The following is a 22,419-nucleotide window of genomic DNA, read 5'->3' on the forward strand; positions in this document are numbered from 1 at the left end:
ACGCGGCGTCAGGGCTGCGCCGGTGCTGGGGGTGACGGCGCCGGGGGAGGGGCGCCGTCGGGTCGGTCGGCTTCGGGGTCGCGCCGTCGCGGCCCGGCGTGGGTGGCCGGTGGCGCGGGGCGCGCACGCTCGCGGTGCGGCGGGTCGGCGCGCAGGTCTGCGCCGGGCCTTCGCTCACGGAGCGTGAGGTGGCGTACGGGGCTGCCGCCCAGTGCGGCGGCATCGGTCGGGGCCTCCACGGTGAGCCTGCCGGCCGCCGGGAGAACCGCTTCCACGCAGCATCGTGCTGGACGAAGGGCTTGCTCTGCAACCGATTCGGCACAGTTCGACCCGGCACATTTGGTGCGGGTGCCGACTCCCGGGTGTGGCCCGGGCGCGGGTGCAGGCCTCGTTCCGCCCCGTCGGGCGGTTGTGGGCAGGTGTCGACACGAGGCGTCGATGATCACGGTGCGTAGTGGTGTGGGTGGCTGCGGCGCACGGGGACGCGCGTAGCGGCGCGGGACGGGAAAGGGTGTGCGCCCGGGCGTGCCCGGCTCGCGACGGGGGTGCGACGACCGGCCCGGGCGTCCCCGGGGACCGGCCGTCCCACCTCTCGGTCCAGTCGCGGCCGGGGTCGCTGTCCCCTGCTGTCCGGCCGCGGCACCCGCGCACGGTCCCACGGCGCCGCACTCCCGGCGGGGCCGGGGCGGCGGCGCCACATGCGCCGGTGGACTGGGATGAAACTCCACGCGTGGTCCTGCAAGTCCGTACGGCGGCGCCCCTGGCCGGGGCGAAGGCGGCGCGTCTGGCGGGCGCGGCGCGGTCGTACGGTCGTCTGAAGCAACGAAAGGCGGCCCCGCCCGGTCACGGTCGTTTGGACGGGCAGACGAGTGAAACCGGACAGCCCGGTAGAATCGGTGTCCAGACACCCCCACCCGTCGCCGCCGCGGCCCCCGCCGGGGAAGCGGTTCGGTGTGACACCTCTCGTACCGCTGCCGGAAGGCCGTCTGTGTCCTCTGCAATTCCCGTCCAGTCCGCGCCGGACAACGACACCGTCCTGGTGGTCGACTTCGGCGCCCAGTACGCCCAGCTCATCGCCCGTCGGGTGCGTGAGGCGCGGGTCTACAGCGAGATCGTGCCGAGCAGCATGCCGGTCGCCGAGATGCTCGCCAAGAACCCGAAGGCGATCATCCTCTCCGGCGGTCCGTCGTCGGTCTACGAAGAGGGCGCGCCGCAGCTCGACCGCGCGATCTTCGAGGCCGGGGTCCCGGTCTTCGGCATGTGCTACGGCTTCCAGCTGATGGCCAAGACCCTCGGCGGCACGGTCGACAACACCGGCGCCCGCGAGTACGGCCGCACCCCGCTGACCGTCAGCCGCACCGGCTCCACCCTGTTCGAGGGCGTTCCGGCGGAGCACTCGGTGTGGATGTCGCACGGCGACGCCTGCTCCGCCGCCCCGGAGGGCTTCACCGTCACCGCGTCCACCGCGGTGGTCCCGGTCGCGGCCTTCGAGAACGACGAGGCCCGCCTCTACGGCGTCCAGTACCACCCCGAGGTGCTGCACTCCGACCACGGCCAGCAGATCCTGGAGCACTTCCTCTACCGCGGCGCCGGCCTCGCCCCGACCTGGACCACCGGCAGCGTGGTCGAGGAGCAGGTCGCGCTGATCCGCGCCCAGGTCGGCGAGAAGCGCGCGATCTGCGGCCTCTCCGGCGGTGTGGACTCCGCGGTCGCGGCGGCCCTGGTCAACAAGGCCATCGGCTCCAAGCTGACCTGCGTGTACGTCGACCACGGCCTGATGCGCAAGGGCGAGACCGAGCAGGTCGAGAAGGACTTCGTGGCGGCCACCGGCGTGCAGCTGAAGGTGGTCGACGCCGCGGAGCGCTTCCTGAACGCGCTGAAGGGGGTCACCGACCCCGAGGAGAAGCGCAAGATCATCGGCCGGGAGTTCATCCGGGTCTTCGAGCAGGCGCAGGCCGAGATCGTCGCCGAGGCCGGCGAGCACGGCGAGTCGGTCGACTTCCTGGTCCAGGGCACCCTGTACCCGGACGTGGTGGAGTCCGGCGGCGGCACCGGCACCGCCAACATCAAGTCCCACCACAACGTCGGCGGCCTGCCCGAGGACCTCCAGTTCCAGCTGGTCGAGCCGCTGCGCAAGCTGTTCAAGGACGAGGTCCGGATGGTCGGCCAGGAGCTGGGCCTGCCGGAGGAGATCGTCCAGCGCCAGCCGTTCCCGGGCCCGGGCCTGGGCATCCGGATCGTCGGCGAGGTCACCCAGGAGCGGCTGGACCTGCTCCGCGACGCCGACGCGATCGCCCGCGAGGAGCTGACCGCGGCCGGCCTGGACCGCGAGATCTGGCAGTGCCCGGTCGTGCTGCTCGCCGACGTGCGCAGCGTGGGCGTGCAGGGCGACGGCCGCACCTACGGTCACCCGATCGTGCTGCGCCCGGTCTCGTCCGAGGACGCCATGACCGCCGACTGGTCGCGCCTGCCGTACGACGTGCTGGCCAAGATCTCCACCCGGATCACCAACGAGGTCCGCGACGTGAACCGCGTCGTCGTCGACGTCACCAGCAAGCCGCCGGGCACCATCGAGTGGGAGTGAGCACTCCCGCCGGCCGCTGAGCCGCTGCTGAACGGCCGTGCCGTCGTTCCCGTACCAGGGAGCGGCGGCACGGCCGTTCGCGGTGGGGCGGCCGCCCGGGTGGGGACCTCCCACCGAAAGCGATCGGGAGCGGGCAGAATGCGGACCGGACCTGTCAGGGAGTGGCGGGCCGCGAGGGAAGGTGTGAGCGATGTCGGAGGCTGGCAACTCCGTGGCGGGTGACGGGGAAGCGGGCGTCGGGGGAGCGGCCGGTCTGGCCGACCGGGCGGCGCAGTGGCGGGCGTCCGCGTCCCGGTACGCGCTGCTGCCGCTGCGGCTCTTCCTCGGCGTCACCTTCGTGTACGCCGCCCTCGACAAACTGTCCGACGCGCACTACCTGGCCGGGGCGGCCGACCCGGCGTCGTTCGTCTCGCAGGCCCAGGCGGTCAAGGGCGGCAGCCCGATCTCCTTCCTGCTCGGCGCCGCCCTGGACGCGCCCACCCTGTTCGCGCTCGCCGTCGCCTTCGGCGAGCTGGCGGTCGGCCTCGGCACCCTGCTCGGCCTCTGGGGCCGGGTCGCGGCGCTCGGCGGCGCGATGATCAACCTCAGCCTCTGGCTGTCCATCAGCTGGAGCGTCTCGCCGTACTACCTGGGCAACGACCTCGGCTACCTGATGGCCTGGACACCGCTGCTGCTGGCCGGCACCCCGGACCTGTCGGTGGACGGCTACCTCGCCCGGCGGGCCGGCCGGGACCGGGGGCGCGGGCTGGGCGAGGACCGCGTCAGGCGCCGGGCGCTGGTGGACGGCGGGATCGCCGCCGTCGCGATCGGCGGCGCCGGGCTGCTCACCGGCTCGCTCACCCGGACCTTCGGCCGGGCCAAGCACTCCGCGCCCAAGCAGTCCGCGGCCCCGGCCACCACCCCGGCGCCGTCCGGACCGGCCCCCTCGGTGGCCGCCGCGAGCGTGCCGGTCGGCGGCTCGGCCCAGGTCAAGGACCCGGCCACCGGGGACGCCGTCTACATCGTGCAGCCCAAGGCGGGCCAGTACTGCGGCCTGTCCGCGGTGTGCACCCACTCCGGCTGCGCGGTCGACGCCCCGAAGAACGGCCAGCTGTACTGCCCCTGCCACGGCTCCCGGTTCGACGCCGCCACCGGCGCGGTGGTCAACGGGCCGGCGGTCAAGCCGCTGCCGAAGTACACCGTCACCCAGGCCGGCGACAAGCTGAACCTCGGGCCGCTGCAGAGCTGAGCCTGATCGGGCGGGTTCAGTCCCGGCGGTCGGTGCGGCCGCGCCGGGTGACCGCCGCGACCGCGCCGGCCAGGCCGCCGAGGCCGAGCACGATGAAGGTGACCGGGATGACGATCCGGCCGTTCACCGCCTGGTCGTTGAGCGCCGCGACCAGGTAGACCACCGCGATCGTGCTGAACAGCGCCCCCGCGATCAGCGAGAACAGGTCGAGCCGGTGCTTCCTCACTGCTGGACCACCTTGATGTTGCCGATCCCGACCGCGAGTTCGAGATCGAATGTGCCCTTGGACGGATGGCCGCTGCCCGGTGGCAGCAGGTAGGTGTGGCGGCCGGTGCCGTCGTTGCGGTCACCGGGGGCGGAGACGTCGCCGAGGCCCACCCGGGCCACCAGGTTCACCGTCACGTCCGGCGGCAGGATGACGGTCAGCTCGCCGGCGCCGAGTTCGACCTTGCTGGTGAGGGTGGTCCCGGCCGGGTCGAGCCCGCTCAGGTCCAGCCGGAGCTGGCCGGCCCCCAGGGAGTACCGGGGCTGGAGGTCGGCCGAGGCGACGACGGTGAAGTCGCGCTGGCCGACGGCGTTGCGCATGGAGTCCGGGGAGTGTCCGACGAAGACCAGCGCCAGGGTGAGCATCAGGCCCGTCACCGCGAGCTTGCGGGCCCGGCCGAACTTCGAGCCGATCAGCAGCGTCAGGCCGATCACCAGCAGCGCGGTGGCCAGCACGGTCGCACTCAGCACGGTGACGCTGGTGTGGCCGGCCGAGACGGACCAGACCGCGGCACCCGCGCCGATCGCCAGCAGCAGGCCGAAGAAGCCGAGCGCGGACCGCTCCCGGGGGTGCCGGGCGGTGGCGGGCCGGGGCCGGCAGGCCGGGCCGTCCTTGCGCAGCGGGTCGCCCGCGGGCAGGTCGACGCGCTGCCACCAGGGCTGGGCCGGGCCGCCCGCCGGCGGCACCGGGGTGCCGAACGGGGGGGTGGGGCCGGCGCCGTACGGGTTGCGCTCGGGGTGGCGCGGGTCCCACAGGTAGCCGGTCGGGCCGGGGGCCGGGGAGTCGGCGGGCACCGTTCCGGCGGCGCGCTCGGCCGCGTGCCGGGCGCGGGCGGCCTCGTCGTCCTCCGCCCCGGACCACGGGGACGGGCCGTACTGCTCCCCGTCGGGGTAGTGGCGGTCGTACGGGCCGCCGGGGCGGCGTCGGCGCGCCCGGCCGCGGCGGCGGTCCGGGTCGTAGCGCACCGCCAGGAAGACCAGTCCGGCGAGCAGCAGCAGCGGGAACAACTGGTCGTCCTGGCCCATCGAGGAGAAGAACACCCCGGTACCGATCACGGCCAGCAGCACCGCGCCGACCGACTGGCCGTCCACCCGGCCGGTGAGCACCCGCTGGAGTTCGGTGCGCCCGTGCCGGGTGCCGCCCCGGCCGTCCGGCACCGGCTCGGTGGGGACGATCAGCCAGGCCAGGCCGTACAGGAACAGCCCGAGGCCGCCGGAGAGGCAGAGCACCACGGTGACCACCCGGAAGACCACCGGGTCGATGTCCAGGTGCCGCCCGAGGCCGCCGCAGACGCCGGCCACCACGCGGTGGTGCTCGGTCCTGGTCAGCGGGGGGCGTTCCGGTTCCGGCGGGGCGGCGGGCCCGGTCTCCTGGATGCGGTGGTCGTCGGTCATGGGCACCATCCTCCCGGCTGCCCCGGCCCGGCCCAACCGGTGCGAGCCCTGCCCGGACCCTGACTTGTCCCTGAGAAGGGGTCAGGGACACACCCTGATGCGTCCGCGTGCGCGGGCGTGGAACCATCGGTGGCGTGGCAGCACCCGGTTCCGACCCCCGACCCCTCGCCCCCGACGCCGTGCCGTCGGGCGGCACCGACCCGACCGCGCCCGACGGCGGACGGCCGCCGTACCGCCGGCTCTACCGCAGCCCGCAGGGGCGGATGCTCGGCGGCGTCGCGCAGGGGCTCGCGGTGCACCTCGGGCTCCCGGTGCGGTGGGTGCGGCTCGCGTTCGTGCTGCTGTTCTTCGCGCAGGGGATCGGCACCCTGCTGTACGCGGCGTTCTGGTTCGTGGTGCCGATCGGCATCGGCGAGCCCGCGCAGCGCGGCGCCGCCCACTGGGTGTACGTCAACGGCGTCTTCGTCCCGACCGGGTCGGGGCAGCAGCCGGGCGGCGCGCTGAGCAAGGGCCGCGGCGGCTGGCTCGGCCGGCTGCGCGAACTGCTCCAGCACGCCCTCCAGGGCGAGCCGGCCGCGGCCCCCGCGGAGGGGGAGGACAGTGCGGCCGGCAAGACCGGGCAGGGCGGCCTCGGCCAGCTCGCCGCCCTGGTGATGATGGTGATCGGCATCACCGCCCTGCTCAACGCGCTCGGCCTGCAGACCGCCAAGCCGTACACCTGGCCGCTGCTGGCGATCGGCGTCGGCGTCGCGCTGGTCTGGCGGCAGGCCGACGACTCGCGCTGGCAGCGCTGGTTCGGCCTGGAGGAGGGCGACAAGCGGCGCGGCGCCTACACCCGGGTCGGCACCGGCGTGCTGCTCGTGGTGGCCGGCACCATCGCCTTCCTCGCCATGCAGGGCAGCGGCTCGACGCTCGGCTCGGTGGTCGAGGCCTCGCTCGCGGTGCTCGCCGGGGTGCTGGTGCTGCTCGGCCCGTACGGGCTGCGCCTGTGGCAGGACCTCGGTGCCGAGCGCACCGCCCGCATCCGCGCCCAGGAGCGGGCCGAGATCGCCGCGCACGTCCACGACTCGGTGCTGCACACCCTGACCCTGATCCAGCGCCGGGCCGAGGACCCCAAGGAGGTGCTGCGGCTGGCCCGTGCCCAGGAACGCGAGCTGCGGCTGTGGCTGTACCGCCCGGAGGCCGCCGCCGAGGCCGCTCCCGACACCATGGCGGAGAGCCTGCGCGCCGTCGTCGCCGAGGTCGAGGATCGGCACGGCGTCCCGGTCGAGGTCGTGATCGTCGGCGACTGCCCGATGGACGACCGGATCGCGGCCCAGATGCAGGCCGCGAGGGAGGCGACCGTCAACGCGGCCAAGTACGGTGGCGGGGGACCGGTCCAGGTCTACGCCGAGGTGGAGGGGAAGACGGTGTCGGTGTTCGTCCGCGACCACGGTCCCGGCTTCGACCCCGACACGGTGCCCGAGGACCGGATGGGCGTACGGGAGTCGATCATCGGCCGCATGAAGCGCAACGGCGGCACCGCACGGGTGCGGCCCGCGCCGGACGGCGGGACCGAGGTCGAGCTGGAGATGGAGAGAACGAATGACTGAGGCAGCGCCGGAGCGCACCGCGAGAGTCGTCCTGGTGGACGACCACCGGATGTTCCGCACCGGGGTCCGGGCCGAGATCGGCCGCACCGAGGCGACCGGCATCGACGTGGTCGGCGAGGCCGACGACGTCGAGTCGGCGGTGCGGGTCGTCGCCGAGACCCGGCCGGACGTGGTGCTGCTCGACGTCCACCTGCCCGGCGGCGGCGGTGTCGAGGTGCTGCGCCGCTCGGCCGGGCTGATGGGCGAGCAGGGCGGGGTCAAGTTCCTCGCCCTGTCGGTGTCGGACGCCGCCGACGACGTGATCGGCGTCATCCGCGGCGGCGCGCGCGGCTACGTCACCAAGACCATCACCGGCACCGACCTGGTCAACGCGATCTTCCGGATCGCCGACGGCGACGCGGTGTTCTCGCCCCGGCTGGCCGGCTTCGTCCTGGACGCCTTCGCCGCCACCGACACCCCGCCGGTCGACGAGGACCTGGACCGCCTCACCCAGCGCGAGCGCGAGGTGCTCCGCCTGATCGCGCGCGGCTACGCGTACAAGGAGATCGCCAAGCAGCTCTTCATCTCGGTGAAGACGGTCGAGAGCCACGTCTCCGCCGTCCTGCGCAAGCTCCAGCTGAGCAACCGGCACGAACTGACCCGCTGGGCCACCGCCCGCCGGCTGGTCTGAGCCCCGGCCCGGGCGGCCGAGCCCATGTGCTGCTGAGCCCCGGTCGCGAGCCCGTCCGGTCCGGTTCTCTCCGGGCCGGGCGGGCTTGTCGGTGGGTGGCCATAGACTCGGAGTGCCATGAGTAGCCTCTTTGACGACCTCCCGCTCCCCGGTTTCGAGGCACCCGCCGCCGGGTCGAAGCAGCCCGCCGTGCCCCTCGACGAGGAGCCCCCGCCGTACGAGGACGACGCCCCGTACGAGGCCTACGAGGAGGCCATCCCGGAGGGGCTGTTCCAGACCGACCACGCCGCCGAGACCGCGCGGGACGCCTGGTACCGCAACGGCGCCGCCCGCACGGTGGTGGATCCGGCGCAGCTGCTGGAGGGCATGAACGACCCGCAGCGCGAGGCGGTGCTGCACGCGGGCTCGCCGCTGCTCATCGTGGCCGGCGCCGGCTCCGGCAAGACCCGGGTGCTGACCCACCGGATCGCCCACCTGCTGGGCGCCCGCGGCGTGCAGCCGGGCGAGATCCTGGCGATCACCTTCACCAACAAGGCCGCCGGCGAGATGCGCGAGCGCGTCGAGGCGCTGGTCGGCCCGCGGGCCCGGGCGATGTGGGTGTCCACCTTCCACAGCGCGTGCGTGCGGATCCTGCGCCGCGAGTCCAAGGTGCTGGGCTTCACCTCCAGCTTCTCGATCTACGACTCGGCCGACTCGCAGCGGCTGATGTCGCTGGTCTGCCGCGACCTCGACCTGGACCCGAAGCAGTTCCCGCCGAAGTCCTTCACCGCGAAGATCAGCAACCTGAAGAACGAGCTGATCGACGAGGAGACCTTCGCCGACCAGGCCGCCAACCCGATGGAGAAGAAGCTCTCCGAGGCGTACACGCTCTACCAGCGGCGCCTGCGCGAGGCCAACGCGCTGGACTTCGACGACATCATCATGACGACGGTGAACCTGCTCCAGGCCTTCCCCGACGTCGCGGAGCACTACCGGCGCCGGTTCCGGCACATCCTGGTCGACGAGTACCAGGACACCAACCACGCCCAGTACATGCTCGTCCGCGAGCTGAGCGGCGGATCCGTCGCGGCCGCGCCGAAGCGCACCGTGGACGGGGAGTTCGTGAACCCGGCCGCCGGGCGCCTGTCCGAGGTGCCGCCGGCCGAGCTGTGCGTCGTCGGTGACGCGGACCAGTCGATCTACGCCTTCCGCGGCGCGACGATCCGCAACATCCTCCAGTTCGAGGAGGACTACCCGAACGCGACCACGATCCTGCTGGAGCAGAACTACCGCTCCACGCAGACCATCCTGAGCGCCGCCAACGCCGTCATCGAGCGCAACGCCAACCGGCGCGAGAAGAAGCTCTGGACGGCCGGCGAGCACGGCGAGAAGGTCGTCGGCTACGTCGCGGACGACGAGCACGGCGAGGCCCAGTTCATCGCCGACGAGATCGACCGGCTCACCGACGCGGGCGACGCCAAGCCCGGTGACGTCGCGATCTTCTACCGGACGAACGCCCAGTCCCGCGTGTTCGAGGAGGTGTTCATCCGGGTCGGCCTGCCGTACAAGGTGGTCGGCGGGGTGCGCTTCTACGAGCGCAAGGAGGTCCGGGACGTCCTGGCGTACCTGCGGGTGCTCTCCAACCCGGAGGACACCGTGCCGCTGCGCCGGATCCTCAACGTGCCCAAGCGCGGCATCGGCGAACGGGCCGAGGCGATGGTCGACGCGCTGGCCGCACGGGAGCGGATCTCCTTCGCCCAGGCGCTGCTGCGGGTCGACGAGGCGTACGGGATGGCCGCGCGCTCGGCCAACGCGGTGAAGAAGTTCAACGTCCTGATGGCCGGGCTGCGGCAGGTCGTCGAGTCGGGCGCGGGCCCGGCCGCGGTGCTGGAGGCCGTCCTGGAGGAGACCGGCTACCTGGCCGAACTCCAGGCCTCCACCGACCCGCAGGACGAGACCCGGGTGGAGAACCTCCAGGAACTCGCCTCCGTCGCCCTGGAGTACGAGCAGGACCCGGGCGAGCGGCCCGACGCCGACGAGGAGGGCACCCCGCCGGTCGGCTCGCTGCCCGACTTCCTGGAACGGGTCGCGCTCGTCGCCGACTCCGACCAGATCCCGGACGACGAGGAGGGCCGGGGCGTCATCACGATGATGACCCTGCACACCGCCAAGGGCCTGGAGTTCCCGGTGGTCTTCCTGACCGGCATGGAGGACGGGATCTTCCCGCACATGCGGGCGCTCAACCAGGTCAAGGAGCTGGAGGAGGAGCGGCGGCTCGCCTACGTGGGGCTCACCCGGGCGCGGCAGCGGCTCTACCTGACCCGCTCGGTGCTGCGCAGCGCCTGGGGGCAGCCCGCGTACAACCCGGCCTCGCGGTTCCTGGAGGAGATCCCGGAGGACCTGGTGGAGTGGAAGCGGAGGGGGGCGGCGCAGGCGCCGGCCGCGCGCGGCTTCTCCTCGGGGTCGTCCTGGGGCAAGTCCTCGTCGGGGGGTGGCGGTTCGCGCTCCTCGTCGGGTTCTTCGGGCTCGTCGGCCTCGTCGAAGCCGAAGGCGGGCTGGGGGCAGTCGGCGCGACGCGGCGGCCAGGCCGTCGAACGGGACGCCGTCTCGCTCGCGGTCGGGGACCGGGTCACCCACGACACCTTCGGGCTGGGTACGGTGGTGGGCGTCACCGGCGTCGGCGACCGGGCGCAGGCCACGGTCGACTTCGGCTCGGAGGGCCGCAAGCAGCTGCTGCTGCGCTACGCGCCGGTGGAGAAGCTCTAGAGCGTTTCCTAGGCCGGACGGGGCCTCAGCGGGGGTCGAGCCCGTTCGAGAGGAACCACGGCAGCGGGTCGACCGGCCCGCTGCCGGCCGGGCGGATCTCGAAGTGCAGGTGCGGCCCGGTGCTGTTGCCGCTGCTGCCGACGAAGGCGATGACGTCGCCCTGCTTCACCGGCCCCTTGCGGACCTTGTACGCCCGCAGGTGGCAGTACCAGGCCTCGGTGCCGTCGGGCATCTTCAGCACCGTCATGTAGCCGTACGACGGGTTCCACTGGGTGCGGATCGTGCCGTCGGTGACGGCCATCACCTCGGAACCGCCGTCCACCGGGAAGTCGATGCCGGTGTGGCGGTTGGCCCAGTGGGTGCCGGCCTCGCCGAACAGCTCACCGAGGCCGTGCCGGGCGACCGGCATGACCACCTTGGGCTTGACGGGCTCGGCGCTCGGCTGCGCGCCCGGGGTGCCCTGCGCGCCCGGGGTGCCCTGGGCGTCGGCGGGCTGGGCGCCGGCCAGCGGCTGGCGGGCGTCGCCGCGGGAGGCCTGGGCCGGGTCGCCGGCCGCGACCGCCTGCCGGGCGGCCGTCTTGGCGGCCTCGGCGCCGCCGTCGGCCGGGTTGTCCGGGCTGTTCGGGTTGCCCTGGGCGTCCGGGGCGTCGACCGCCGTCCGTGCCGTCCGGCCGGCCGCCTGGGCGTGCTGATCGGCCTCGCCCCGCACGGTGACGGCCGCCGCGGCGGCGACCCCGAGCGCGGCCACCGACGGCAGCGCGACCCGCAGCAGCGCGGTTCTGGTGGCGGCCTTGGCGGCGCCGCGGCGCTGGGTGCGGGACTGCTCGCGGGCGGCGAGGCGCAGCTCCGCACGGGTCGGGCGGGCGGCTGCGTCGGGAGCCATCGGGGGCTGCCTCCTCGGTGGGCCTGGGGCGCGTCGTCGGGCAGGGGGGAGCGGCAGGGAAAAGCGGTACGGGGGGAGCGGGGAGAAATCAGCCGAGACTGTAGCCGCAAGGCCGACGCCCCGGAAAAACCTCCGGTTGTCAAGAGGTCGGCCGAGGGTCTGTGCGGTGGACGGGTGGACGGGCATACCCACTGGTAGCAAGGCCGGGGGCTGTGACTTTGCCCTCCTCTTGGGAGGTGGCGCGGTCAACCGGGCCGGGTGGCGCTAACCTCCCCTCAGGTTGGTTATTGGCCGTTAACCGCACCCGTGGCCCGCGAGGTCCGGTCGGATGGTGGACGACGAGGTCCAGGAGGCAGTCATGAGTGTGTCGGGGCCGATCCGTGTGGTGGTCGCCAAGCCGGGGCTCGACGGTCACGACCGTGGCGCCAAGGTCATTGCGCGCGCCCTGCGCGACGCCGGTATGGAGGTCATCTACACCGGGCTGCACCAGACGCCCGAGCAGGTCGTCGACACCGCGATCCAGGAGGACGCGGACGGCATCGGGCTGTCGATCCTCTCCGGTGCCCACATGACGCTGTGCGCACGGGTGTTGGAGCTGTTGAAGGAGCGCGACGCGGCGGACATCAAGGTCTTCTGCGGCGGGATCATCCCGGACGACGACATCGCCGAGCTCAAGGCGATGGGCGTCGCGGACATCTTCACCCCGGGCACGTCCACCCGGGACGTCGTGGCCTGGGTCGCGGCCAACCTGCGGGCGGCCGGCTGAGGTTGACGGTGCGGGACGGGCCGGCCCCAGGCTTCGGCGGGGCCGGCCCGTCCCGTCGTTCCGTCGCTTCGGGAACGGGCGTCAGGCGTCGAGTTCGGCGAGCATCGCGGCCCGGAAGCGCAGCGTTCCGGCCAGCCGGGCGAAGGTCTCCGACCAGGCGGAGTCGGGCGCGGCCCCGGCGGCCAGCTCCTCCACGGCGGCCGCCGTCTCCGGGGCGAGCGCGCGTTCCGTCATCCCGAGCACCCCGCTGTGGCTCCACGGGTACGCGCCGGAGCCGGCGGCGCGGGCCAGGGCCGTCACCACGGCGGTGGACAGCGGCGGCGTCCATGGCGTGCCGCAGGCGCCGAGCAGTTGGAAGGCCTCGCCCAGGCCGTGCACCTCGATGAACGCGGCCGTCCAGGCGGCCCGCTCCTCGGGTGGGAGGACGGCGAGCAGCTTGGCGGGGGCGCCGGTGACGCGGGGGGCGCGGGCCCGTCCGGCGCCGCGGGCGGGCGGTGCGGGCGCCGGGCCGAGCAGCGCCCGGGCCCAGTCGGCGTCGTGCTGGCGGACGGCGGCGCGCGCCCAGGCCTCGCGCAGGTCGTCGGCCCAGCTGCTGCTGGTCTCGTCGATGCTGTCGCCGACCCGCAGGGCGAGCAGCTGCTCCGGTGTCAGGCCGGTGCTCTCGGGCCAGAGTCGCAGCGGTGCGGCGGCGATCACTTCGCCGAACCACCAGGCCCGTTCGCCGCGTCCGGTGGGGGACTTGGGCGGTATGCCGTCGCGCTGCATGGCCGCGTCGCACTCGGCGGGCGGGGTGACCAGCAGGTGCGTCCCGGCCGCGGCGAGGCGGACGGCGGCCCTCGCCCGCTCGGCCATCCGCCGGGCGAGGGCCGAGCCGGGCAGGGTGGAGAGCAGTTCGGCGGCGGTGGCGCGGACGTTCTTGCTGCGGTCGCCGAGGGCGGCCTCCAGGAAGGGTTCGTCGGCGGCGGAGAGGCCGTCCTGGAGGGCGTCCAGGAAGAGCAGGCGGTCCTCGGCGCGCTCGGTGGACCAGGTGCCGCTCAGCAGCTCCAGGCCGGCGGCCGGATCGCGGCGGCGCAGCAGGGTGAGGTGGGTGACCCGCTCGGCGAACAGGCCCTCGTGCCACAGCTGGTGGTCGACGGGCCCGCCGGGCTGCTCGGCCGGGTCGGGGGCGGCGGTGCGCAGCACGAAACGCCAGTCGGGGTTCTGCTCGGCCAGCCAGCGGCCCAGCGGTCCGGCCAGCGCGACGGCGTCGGAGCGCAGTTCGCTGCGGGCGCGGGCGGCGTCGAGCAGGCCGGGTATCAGCGCGCCGGGCGGGCGCAGACCCCGGGCGCGGGCGGTGGCGAGCCACTGCGGGAGCAGTTCGGCGAGGTTGGCCAGGGTGGCGCCGCCGCTGCCGCCGGACCGGCCGGCCAGCAGGACGGCGAGCCGGCGGGCGGCCGCCGCGGGCAGCTCCGGGCGCCCGTCCTCGGGCGCGGGCGGGCCGGGTGGTCCGGCGGCGGGGACGGGCAGGGCGCCGGCCCGGCGGCGGACGGTGGCGAGGGCGGCCAGCTCCAGCAGCGCGGTGGCCGGGTCGGCCTGGTCGACGGTGTCGGCGAGCGGCAGGGTGGTGGCCGGGAGCGGGCGGCGGTCGGTGCCGAGCAGGGCGGTGGTGTGCAGGGTCTCCCACGGGTCCTGGGTGATCGTCATCTTCGGTGCTCCTGAGGTGTGCTCGGGCGTGTCCTGATCCACAAGGCACGCCCTAGACGGTGGTGAGGCCGATCGGGCGGTCGTGGCCGGCCCAGGCCGTGACCGGGGCGAAGCCCTGGTGGCCGTACTCGCCGAAGACCGTCAGCGGGCGGCCGGTGGAGACCGCGGCCAGCCGCCACAGGGCCGCCTCCGGGAGGGCCGAGGTGCGGACGGGCAGGGTGTGGTGGCCGTCCGTCAGGTGCCAGCCGTCCGGGGTGCGGACGGGCACGGCGCCGGTGAGGACGGTCGGCCAGCTGTCCAGCCACGGGTCGTCGGCGACGGCGGTGCCGTAGCCGGCGACCGCCTCGGCGACGGTGAGGCCGTCGGGCGGGCCGGCCGGGCCGGGCTCGGGGGCGCCGTAGCGGGTGCCGAGGGCGGCGCGCAGCGGGCGGGCGCCGGGGTGGAAGGCGAGGTCGGCCTCCAGCAGGTGGCCGGTGGGCAGGGCGAGGTCGGGGGCCTGGCCGGGGCGGCCGAAGGCGAGCAGCAGGGCGGGGCGGCCGGTCTTGGCGCCGCGCAGCCAGACCCGGCGGGTGGTGAGCCGTTCGTCGGCGGAGTCGCGGCTGCCGAGCACCTGCCAGCGGTCGCGCACGGTGGGGCCGGCCAGGATCTCGGTGGTGTCGGTGGGGTAGCCGACCCGGGTGCGGACGGTGGCGGCCAGTTCGGCCGGCAGTTCGTCGACGCGGGTGGCGGCGGTGGCGAGCAGGTGCAGCATCGCGTACTCCTCCAGGAGCCGGTCCTGCGGGGCGGCGTCGAGTTCGCGGACCCGGGTGGCCAGGCCGGGGGCCTGGGCGTCGACCATTCGGGCGGCGACCTCCTCCCAGGGCCCGGCGGTGGACTGGTCGGCCAGGCCGTGCCGGATCCGGTCGGCCAGGCGAAGCCGCAGCTCGGCCGCGCCGGCCGCCACCCGGGCACCGCGCCGCTCGGCCCGGCGGCGGGCGGCGGCCGGGTCGGCGGGGGGCGCGGCGCGCTTCTCGGCGCGCTCCTCGCGGGACGTGAGCCAGTCGGCCGCCCACACGGCGGGTTCGGCGGCCGGGACGGCCTCCGGGGCGCCGCTCCACAGCAGGAGGAGCCCGAGCGCGTGCTTGCACGGGAACTTCCGGCTGGGGCAGCTGCACTGGTAGGCGGGCGTGGCGAGTTCGATCACGGTGCGGTACGGCGTGCTGCCGCTGCCCTTGCACTCGCCCCAGAGCGCGGTGCCGTCGGTGCCCGCCCCGGACCAGGGCGCGGGCGAGGAGAGCTTGCCAGCCGCCTTCTGCGACGCAGCGTCAGGTGCCAGGGACAGGACGTGTTCGGTGCTCCAGCGTTCCTCCATGCGACCGACGGTAGGCGGCGGCACTGACATCGGCTGACCGCCCGTCGGGAGCGCCCCGGGGTTTGTCAGTGCCGGGGTGCAGGGTGGTTCCCACAGGCCGGGACGCCGGCCCCAGCTCCCCCCGATCACCCTGCCGCCGAGGGCACCCGTGTGCCCGGCGGCCGACCCGAAGGAGCCCCCGTGACCGACGTTCTGCGGCAGCATGCCGAGGACGCCTTCGCCGGTGAACTGGCCGCGCTGGCCGCGCAGGACGACCGTCCGCGCCCGGAGCGCTGGAAGCTCTCGCCGTGGGCCGTGGCGACGTACCTGCTCGGCGGCGAACTGCCGGACGGCACCCCGATCACCCCCAAGTACATCGGCCCGCGCCGGGTGGTGGAGGTCGCCGTCACGACCCTGGCGACGGACCGCGCGCTGCTGCTGCTCGGCGTGCCCGGCACCGCGAAGACCTGGGTGTCCGAGCACCTGGCCGCGGCGGTCAGCGGCGACTCCACCCTGCTGGTGCAGGGCACCGCCGGCACCCCGGAGGAGGCCGTCCGGTACGGCTGGAACTACGCCCGGCTGCTCACCGACGGCCCGAGCCGGGACGCCCTGGTGCCCTCGCCGCTGATGCGGGCGATGGCGGACGGCAAGCTCGCCCGGATCGAGGAGCTGACCCGGATCCCGGCCGACGTGCAGGACAGCCTGATCACCATCCTGTCCGAGAAGACGCTGCCGGTGCCGGAGTTGGGCGGCGAGACGCAGGCGGTGCGCGGTTTCAACGTGATCGCCACCGCGAACGACCGCGACCGCGGCGTCAACGAGCTGTCCAGCGCGCTGCGCCGGCGGTTCAACACCGTCGTGCTGCCGCTGCCGGGCTCGCTGGAGGAGGAGGTCGACATCGTCACCCGCCGGGTGAACCAGCTCGGCCGCTCCCTGGAGCTGCCCGAACTGCCCGGCGGCGCCGAGGAGATCAGGCGGGTGGTCACCGTGTTCCGCGAGCTGCGGGCCGGGATCACGACGGACGGGCGGACGAAGGTCAAGAGCCCGAGCGGCACCCTCTCCACGGCGGAGGCGATCTCGGTGGTGGCCAACGGCCTCGCCCTGGCCACTCACTTCGGGGACGGCGTGCTGCGCGCCGGGGACGTGACGGCCGGCATCCTCGGCGCCGTCGTCCGGGACCCGGTGGCGGACCACGCGGTGTGGCGCGAGTACGTCGAAGGGGTGGTGCGCGAGCGCGACGGTTGGAAGGACTTCTACCGGGCCGCCCGCGAGGAGGTGCGATGACCGCGGACGTCGCGCTGCTCGGCATCCGGCACCACGGTCCGGGCTCGGCCCGGGCGGTGGCCGCCGCGCTGGAGCGGTGGCGGCCGGACGCGGTGCTGATCGAGGGCCCGCCGGAGGCCGACGGCATCGTCCACCTCGCGGCCGGGAACGGCCTGGTGCCGCCGGTCGCGCTGCTGGCCCACGCGGTGGACGACCCGGCGAGGGCCGCGTTCTGGCCGTACGCCGAGTTCTCCCCGGAATGGGTGGCGATCCGCTACGGCGTCGAGCGGGAGCTGCCGGTCCGCTTCATCGACCTGCCCGCCGGGTACGGCCTCGGCCCCGCCGCCGAGGCCGCCGAGGCGGGGGAGGCCGGGGAGCCGGGGGAGCCGGGGGAGCCCGCCGGGCCGGTCGCCGACCCGCTGGCGCTGCTCGCCGAGGCGGCCGGGTACGACGACCCGGAGCGCTGGTGGGAGGACGTGGTCGAGCACCGCGCGCCCGGTGCGGGCGGCGCGGACGACCCGGACGGACTGGCGCCGTTCGCCGCCGTCGCGGAGGCGATGGCGGCGCTGCGCGCGGAGGGCCTCGGCGAGTCCCGGCGGGACGAGCTGCGCGAGGCGTACATGCGCCAGCAGATCCGGGCCGCCCGCCGCGCCGGGCACCGCCGGATCGCCGTGGTGTGCGGGGCCTTCCACGTGCCCGCGCTGGCGGTGCTGCCGACGGTCGCGCACGACCGGGCGCTGCTCGCCGCACTGCCGCGGAAGGTGCGGACGGACATCACCTGGGTGCCGTGGACGCACCGCCGGCTCTCCCAGGCCACCGGCTACGGCGCGGGCGTGCAGTCACCGGGCTGGTACCACCACCTGTTCGGCACCGAGGGCGATCCGGTGCCGCGCTGGCTCGCCCGGGCCGCCGAACTGCTGCGCGCCGAGGACCACCCGGTCTCCTCCGCCCACGTCATCGAGGCGGTCCGGCTCGCCCGCACGCTGGCGGTGCTGCGCGGCCGCCCGCTGGCCGGCCTGACCGAGACCCTGGACGCCGTCCGGGCGGTGCTCTGCGAGGGTTCGGACGTCGCCCTGGAGCTCGTCCGGGACCGCCTGGTGGTCGGCGACGCGCTCGGCGAAGTCCCGGACGCGGCACCGGCGGTGCCGCTCCAGCGGGACCTCACCCGCTGGCAGCGCACGCTGCGGCTCAAGCCCGAGGCCGCGCCGAAGGACCTCGACCTCGACCTGCGCAAGGACACCGACGCGGCCCGCTCGCGGCTGCTGCACCGGCTGCGGCTCCTGGGCGTCGACTGGGGCGTGCCGGCCCGCTCGGCGGTCAACTCGACCGGGACGTTCCGGGAGAGCTGGCGGCTGTGCTGGCAGCCCGAGTTCGCGGTCCGGATCGCCGAGGCCGCCCAGTGGGGCACCACGGTGGAGGAGGCGGCGACCGGCAAGGCCGTCGGCACCGCCCGCGCCGCCGCCGAACTCGCCGAGCTGACCGGCCTGGTGGAGACCTGCCTGCTGGCCGGGCTGGCCGGCGCGCTGCCCGCCGTGATGCGGGTGCTCGCCGACTGCGCCGCCCTGGACACCGACGTCGCGCACCTGGCCGGGGCGCTGCCCGCGCTGGTCCGGGCGCTGCGCTACGGCGACGTGCGCGGCACCGACCACGGCGCGCTCGGCGAGGTCGCCACCGGCCTGGCCGACCGGATCTGCGTCGGGCTGCCGCCCGCCTGCGTCGGGTTGGACGCCGAGGGGGCGGCGGCGATGCGCGGCCGGCTCGACGAGGTGCACGGCGCGATCGGCCTGCTCGGCCCGGCCGCCCGTCCGGAGCCGGACGCCCCGGAAGGCCCGGACGCCCCGGACGAATCAGCGGGCCCGGACGCCCCGGCAGCCTCCCCGGGCCCGGACGGTTCCGAGGCCCTGGCCGACCGCTGGGCCGCCGCCCTGCGCTCGCTGGCCCGCCGCGAGCCGGCCGGCGGCCCGGCCACCGGCGCCCCCGGCCTGCTGCGCGGGCGCGCCGTCCGGCTGCTGCTGGACGATGGGCGGCTCGACTCCGAGGAGGCCGCCGGCCGGCTGCGGCTGGTCCTGTCCACCGCCAACGCCCCGGCGGACGCGGCCGGCTGGATCGAGGGCTTCCTCACCGGCGGCGGCGCCCTGCTGCTGCACGACCCGCGCCTGCTCGCCCTGCTCGACGAGTGGCTGACCGGCGTGCCCGGCGAGGTCTTCACCGACGTCCTGCCGCTGCTGCGCCGCACCTTCGCCGGGCTGGAGGCGGGCGTCCGCAGCACCATCGGCGGCCGGGTCGCGGCCGGCCCGCTCGGCGAGGCCCCGGCGGCCCCGACCCCGGGCGGCACCCTCGACCGGGCCCGGGCCGACGCCGCCGTCCCGGTGGTGGCCCTGCTGCTCGGCGCCCGCCCCCGGATCCCCCGGCAGGCCGCCGGCCGCAACACCTGACACCCGTGAAGGAGGACCTGATGGCGACCACGACCGACGAACGGCTGCGCCGCTGGCGGCTGGTGCTCGGCGGCGAGGCCGACGGCACCGGCTGCGCCCTGCGCGGCCGGGACGCCGCGATGGACGGCGCGCTGGCCGCGCTCTACCGCGGCGCGCCCGAGGAGGGCGGCCGGGGGGCCCGCGGCGGCCGGCGCAGCGCCGGGCTGGGCGGCTCGGCCCCGCAGGTGGCGCGCTGGCTGGGCGACATCCGCGAGTACTTCCCGTCCACCGTCGTCCAGCTGATGCAGCAGGACGCGATCGCCCGGCTCGGCCTGGAGCGGCTGCTGCTGGAACCCGAGATGCTGGAGGCCGTCGAACCGGACGTGCACCTGGTCGGCACCCTGCTGTCGCTCAAGCACGCGCTGCCCGAGACCACCCGGGAGACCGCCCGGGCCGTGGTCGGCAAGGTGGTCGCCGATCTGGAGCGCCGGCTCGCCGACCGCACCAGGGCCACCCTGGGCGGCGCCCTCGACCGCAGCGCCAAGGTCAACCGGCCCCGCCACCGCGACATCGACTGGGACCGCACCATCCGGGCCAACCTGAAGAACTACCTGCCCGAGCACGGCACCGTCGTGCCCGAGCGGCTGGTCGGCTACGCCCGCGCCCAGCGCGCGGTGAAGAAGGACGTCATCCTCTGCATCGACCAGTCCGGCTCGATGGCCCCGTCGGTGGTGCACTCGGCGGTGTTCGGCGCGGTGCTCGCCTCGATGCGCACGCTGGACACCCGGCTGGTCGTCTTCGACACTTCGGTGGTCGACCTCACCGAACAGCTCACCGACCCGGTCGACGTCCTGTTCGCCACCCAGCTCGGCGGCGGCACCGACATCAACCGCGCGCTCGCCTACTGCCAGTCGAGGATCACCCGGCCGTCCGAGACCGTGGTGGTGCTGATCAGCGACCTCTACGAGGGCGGCATCCGGGACGGCATGCTCAAGCGCGTCGCCGCGATGAAGGCGGCCGGCGTCCAGTTCATCGCCCTGCTGGCGCTCTCCGACGAAGGTGCGCCCGCCTACGACCACGCCCACGCCGCCGCCCTGGCCGCCCTGGGGGCCCCGGCCTTCGCCTGCACCCCGGACGCCTTTCCGGAGATCATGGCCGCGGCGATCGAGAAGCGCCCGCTGCCGGTGCCTGACCAGGGAGTGTGAGGATTCACCCGGACGTGCGAACCGGCCGACCGGCGGACGGGGGGTGCGCCGACCGCCCCCGTAGGCTGTCTGTGACGGTTCTCACCACGGACGGGCAGGCCCCGGGCGAAACAGTCCCGTCGTACGGGGATAACCTGCCAGACGGACGTGACGCGCGTGTTGATTGACGTGTGCGCCCGTGGCTGTGTGGGCCGCAAGGCCGTACCTCTGCGTACCCGCACCGCCCCGACGACCCGCAGCGAAGATCCTGCCGTGGCACGCTCGTAGAGACACAATCCGCGACCACGAACAAGGACAAACACGTGGACCTGTTCGAGTACCAGGCGAGGGACCTCTTCGCCAAGCACGGTGTGCCCGTGCTTGACGGTGATGTGATCGAGACCGCCGCAGACGCTGCCGCCATCGCGGAGCGCTTCGGCGGCCGCGCCGTCGTCAAGGCTCAGGTGAAGGTGGGTGGCCGAGGCAAGGCCGGTGGCGTGAAGCTCGCCTCCGACCCGGCTGACGCCGTCGCCAAGGCCGAGGCGATCCTCGGCATGGACATCAAGGGCCACACCGTCCACAAGGTGATGCTGGCCCAGACCGCGGACATCAAGGACGAGTACTACGTCTCGTTCCTGCTGGACCGCACCAACCGCACCTTCCTGGCGATGGCCAGCGTCGAGGGCGGCGTGGAGATCGAGGTCGTCGCCGAGGAGAACCCCGACGCGCTCGCCAAGATCCCGGTCGACGCCAACGAGGGCTGCACCCCGGAGAAGGCCGCCGAGATCGTCGCCGCGGCGAAGTTCCCGGCCGAGATCGCCGACCAGGTTGCCGACGTCCTGCAGAAGCTGTGGAAGGTCTTCATCGCCGAGGACGCGCTCCTCGTCGAGGTCAACCCGCTGATCAAGTCCGGCGAGGGCAAGATCATCGCGCTTGACGGCAAGGTCTCGCTGGACGAGAACGCCGAGTTCCGCCAGCCCGAGCACGAGGCCCTGGAGGACAAGGCCGCGGCCAACCCGCTGGAGGCCGCCGCCAAGGCCAAGGGCCTGAACTACGTCAAGCTCGACGGCCAGGTCGGCATCATCGGCAACGGCGCGGGCCTCGTGATGAGCACCCTCGACGTGGTCGCCTACGCCGGTGAGAACCACGGCGGCGTCAAGCCCGCCAACTTCCTCGACATCGGCGGCGGCGCCTCCGCCGAGGTCATGGCGAACGGCCTGGAGATCATCCTGGGCGACCCCGACGTCAAGTCGGTGTTCGTCAACGTCTTCGGCGGCATCACCGCCTGTGACGCGGTCGCCAACGGCATCGTGCAGGCCCTCGCGCTCCTGGAGAGCAAGGGCGAGAACGTCACCAAGCCGCTGGTCGTCCGTCTGGACGGCAACAACGCGGAGCTGGGTCGCAAGATCCTCGACGACGCCAACCACCCGCTGGTCCAGCGCGTGGACACCATGGACGGCGCCGCTGACCGCGCCGCCGAGCTGGCCAACAAGTAAGGAAGGGGACTTTCACACCATGGCTATCTTCCTTACCAAGGACAGCAAGGTCATCGTCCAGGGCATGACCGGCTCCGAGGGCATGAAGCACACCCGCCGCATGCTCGCCTCCGGCACCCAGATCGTCGGCGGTGTCAACCCGCGCAAGGCCGGCACCACGGTCGACGTCGACGGCACCGAGGTGCCCGTCTTCGGCGGCGTCGCCGAGGCCATGGAGAAGACCGGTGCCGATGTCACCGTCATCTTCGTGCCGCCGAAGTTCACCAAGGACGCCGTCGTCGAGGCCATCGACGCCGAGATCGGCCTGGCCGTCGTCATCACCGAGGGCGTTCCGGTGCACGACACCGCCGCCTTCTGGGCGTACGCCGGTTCGAAGGGCAACAAGACCCGGATCATCGGCCCGAACTGCCCCGGCCTGATCAGCCCCGGACAGTCGAACGCCGGCATCATCCCGGCCGACATCACCACCTCCGGCAAGATCGGTCTGGTCTCGAAGTCGGGCACCCTGACCTACCAGCTCATGTACGAGCTGCGGGACATCGGCTTCTCCTCGGCCGTGGGCATCGGCGGTGACCCGGTCATCGGCACCACCCACATCGACGCCCTCAAGGCGTTCCAGGAGGACCCGGAGACCGAGCTCATCGTCATGATCGGTGAGATCGGCGGCGACGCCGAGGAGCGTGCCGCGGCCTACATCGCCGAGCACGTCACCAAGCCGGTCGTCGGCTACGTCGCGGGCTTCACCGCCCCCGAGGGCAAGACCATGGGCCACGCCGGCGCCATCGTCTCCGGCTCCTCGGGCACCGCCCAGGCGAAGAAGGAGGCCCTCGAGGCCGCCGGTGTCAAGGTCGGCAAGACGCCGTCCGAGACCGCCCGCCTGGCGCGCGAGATCATCGCCGGCTGACGTCGGTCGACTGCGCAG

General features: G+C 74.3%; 16 protein-coding genes and 1 pseudogene. 12 read left to right on the plus strand and 5 right to left on the minus strand.

Annotated elements, in window-relative coordinates; all coding sequences use genetic code 11:
• Positions 1 to 988: 988 nt before the first annotated feature.
• From guaA to ACFV6D_RS07425, 3 genes and pseudogenes are all read left to right on the plus strand, one after another.
• A complete protein-coding gene (gene guaA / locus ACFV6D_RS07415) occupies positions 989 to 2,584 on the plus strand; it encodes a glutamine-hydrolyzing GMP synthase (RefSeq protein ID WP_063349008.1) in 1,596 nt (531 codons plus the stop codon).
• Between the two features lie 190 nt (positions 2,585 to 2,774).
• A pseudogene (locus tag ACFV6D_RS07420) lies at positions 2,775 to 3,323 on the plus strand (DoxX family membrane protein); the annotation flags it as partial.
• Between the two features lie 204 nt (positions 3,324 to 3,527).
• Entirely contained in the window at positions 3,528 to 3,812 is a 285-nt protein-coding gene (locus ACFV6D_RS07425) for a Rieske (2Fe-2S) protein (RefSeq protein ID WP_279634955.1), read from the plus strand.
• 16 nt (positions 3,813 to 3,828) lie between these two features.
• Here ACFV6D_RS07425 and ACFV6D_RS07430 read toward each other — a convergent pair whose 3' ends face one another.
• Positions 3,829 to 4,038: a hypothetical protein gene (locus tag ACFV6D_RS07430; protein WP_063349010.1), complete on the minus strand. Its 210-nt coding sequence runs from the start codon at positions 4,036 to 4,038 to the stop codon at positions 3,829 to 3,831.
• Positions 4,035 to 5,471: a PspC domain-containing protein gene (locus tag ACFV6D_RS07435; RefSeq protein ID WP_380558821.1), complete on the minus strand. Its 1,437-nt coding sequence runs from the start codon at positions 5,469 to 5,471 to the stop codon at positions 4,035 to 4,037. The genes ACFV6D_RS07430 and ACFV6D_RS07435 overlap by 4 nt, the downstream gene beginning before the upstream one ends.
• A gap of 263 nt (positions 5,472 to 5,734) precedes the next feature.
• On the opposite strand from ACFV6D_RS07435, the gene ACFV6D_RS07440 reads away from it, so the two are divergent.
• The 3 genes from ACFV6D_RS07440 to pcrA all read left to right on the plus strand — a co-directional run bounded on the left by ACFV6D_RS07440 (position 5,735) and on the right by pcrA (position 10,478).
• Positions 5,735 to 7,063 carry a PspC domain-containing protein gene (locus tag ACFV6D_RS07440; RefSeq protein WP_380558863.1) on the plus strand — a complete coding sequence of 443 codons (1,329 nt, stop codon included), beginning with the start codon at positions 5,735 to 5,737 and terminating at the stop codon, positions 7,061 to 7,063.
• Positions 7,056 to 7,733, plus strand: coding sequence for a response regulator transcription factor (locus ACFV6D_RS07445; protein ID WP_063349012.1), 678 nt, complete (start codon positions 7,056 to 7,058; stop codon positions 7,731 to 7,733). The genes ACFV6D_RS07440 and ACFV6D_RS07445 overlap by 8 nt, the downstream gene beginning before the upstream one ends.
• 117 nt (positions 7,734 to 7,850) lie before the next feature.
• A complete protein-coding gene (gene pcrA / locus ACFV6D_RS07450; RefSeq protein WP_380484490.1) occupies positions 7,851 to 10,478 on the plus strand; it encodes a DNA helicase PcrA in 2,628 nt (875 codons plus the stop codon).
• Between the two features lie 25 nt (positions 10,479 to 10,503).
• Here pcrA and ACFV6D_RS07455 read toward each other — a convergent pair whose 3' ends face one another.
• Entirely contained in the window at positions 10,504 to 11,361 is an 858-nt protein-coding gene (locus ACFV6D_RS07455; protein ID WP_380558824.1) for a peptidoglycan DD-metalloendopeptidase family protein, read from the minus strand.
• Positions 11,362 to 11,719: 358 nt separating this feature from the next.
• Between ACFV6D_RS07455 and ACFV6D_RS07460 the strand changes: the two genes are divergently transcribed.
• Positions 11,720 to 12,127, plus strand: coding sequence for a cobalamin B12-binding domain-containing protein (locus tag ACFV6D_RS07460; protein WP_063351339.1), 408 nt, complete (start codon positions 11,720 to 11,722; stop codon positions 12,125 to 12,127).
• An 81-nt stretch (positions 12,128 to 12,208) separates the two neighbouring features.
• Here the strand turns inward: ACFV6D_RS07460 and ACFV6D_RS07465 are convergent, their stop codons facing one another.
• Positions 12,209 to 13,810, minus strand: a complete 1,602-nt coding sequence (locus tag ACFV6D_RS07465; protein ID WP_380558827.1) for a DUF5691 domain-containing protein — start codon at positions 13,808 to 13,810, stop codon at positions 12,209 to 12,211.
• A gap of 52 nt (positions 13,811 to 13,862) precedes the next feature.
• On the minus strand, positions 13,863 to 15,161 hold the full coding sequence (locus ACFV6D_RS07470; RefSeq protein WP_380558830.1) for an SWIM zinc finger family protein: 1,299 nt from the start codon (positions 15,159 to 15,161) through the stop codon (positions 13,863 to 13,865).
• Between the two features lie 150 nt (positions 15,162 to 15,311).
• On the opposite strand from ACFV6D_RS07470, the gene ACFV6D_RS07475 reads away from it, so the two are divergent.
• The 5 genes from ACFV6D_RS07475 (at position 15,312) to sucD (ending at position 22,401) form a co-directional block, all read left to right on the plus strand.
• Positions 15,312 to 16,424, plus strand: coding sequence for an AAA family ATPase (locus tag ACFV6D_RS07475; RefSeq protein ID WP_363369253.1), 1,113 nt, complete (start codon positions 15,312 to 15,314; stop codon positions 16,422 to 16,424).
• A complete protein-coding gene (locus ACFV6D_RS07480) occupies positions 16,421 to 18,838 on the plus strand; it encodes a DUF5682 family protein (protein WP_380558833.1) in 2,418 nt (805 codons plus the stop codon). Before ACFV6D_RS07475 ends, ACFV6D_RS07480 begins: the two co-directional genes overlap by 4 nt.
• A 20-nt stretch (positions 18,839 to 18,858) precedes the next feature.
• A complete protein-coding gene (locus ACFV6D_RS07485; RefSeq protein ID WP_063349019.1) occupies positions 18,859 to 20,022 on the plus strand; it encodes a VWA domain-containing protein in 1,164 nt (387 codons plus the stop codon).
• Positions 20,023 to 20,324: 302 nt separating this feature from the next.
• Complete coding sequence (sucC, locus tag ACFV6D_RS07490) at positions 20,325 to 21,497, plus strand: ADP-forming succinate--CoA ligase subunit beta (RefSeq protein ID WP_063349020.1); 1,173 nt, start codon at positions 20,325 to 20,327, stop codon at positions 21,495 to 21,497.
• A gap of 19 nt (positions 21,498 to 21,516) precedes the next feature.
• Positions 21,517 to 22,401 (plus strand): succinate--CoA ligase subunit alpha, encoded by an 885-nt coding sequence (gene sucD / locus ACFV6D_RS07495; RefSeq protein WP_063349021.1) that lies wholly within the window; start codon positions 21,517 to 21,519, stop codon positions 22,399 to 22,401.
• Positions 22,402 to 22,419 lie beyond the last annotated feature (18 nt).

It is taken from the genome of Kitasatospora sp. NPDC059812, from assembly GCF_042732075.1.
Taxonomy (GTDB): Bacteria; Actinomycetota; Actinomycetes; order Streptomycetales; family Streptomycetaceae; genus Kitasatospora.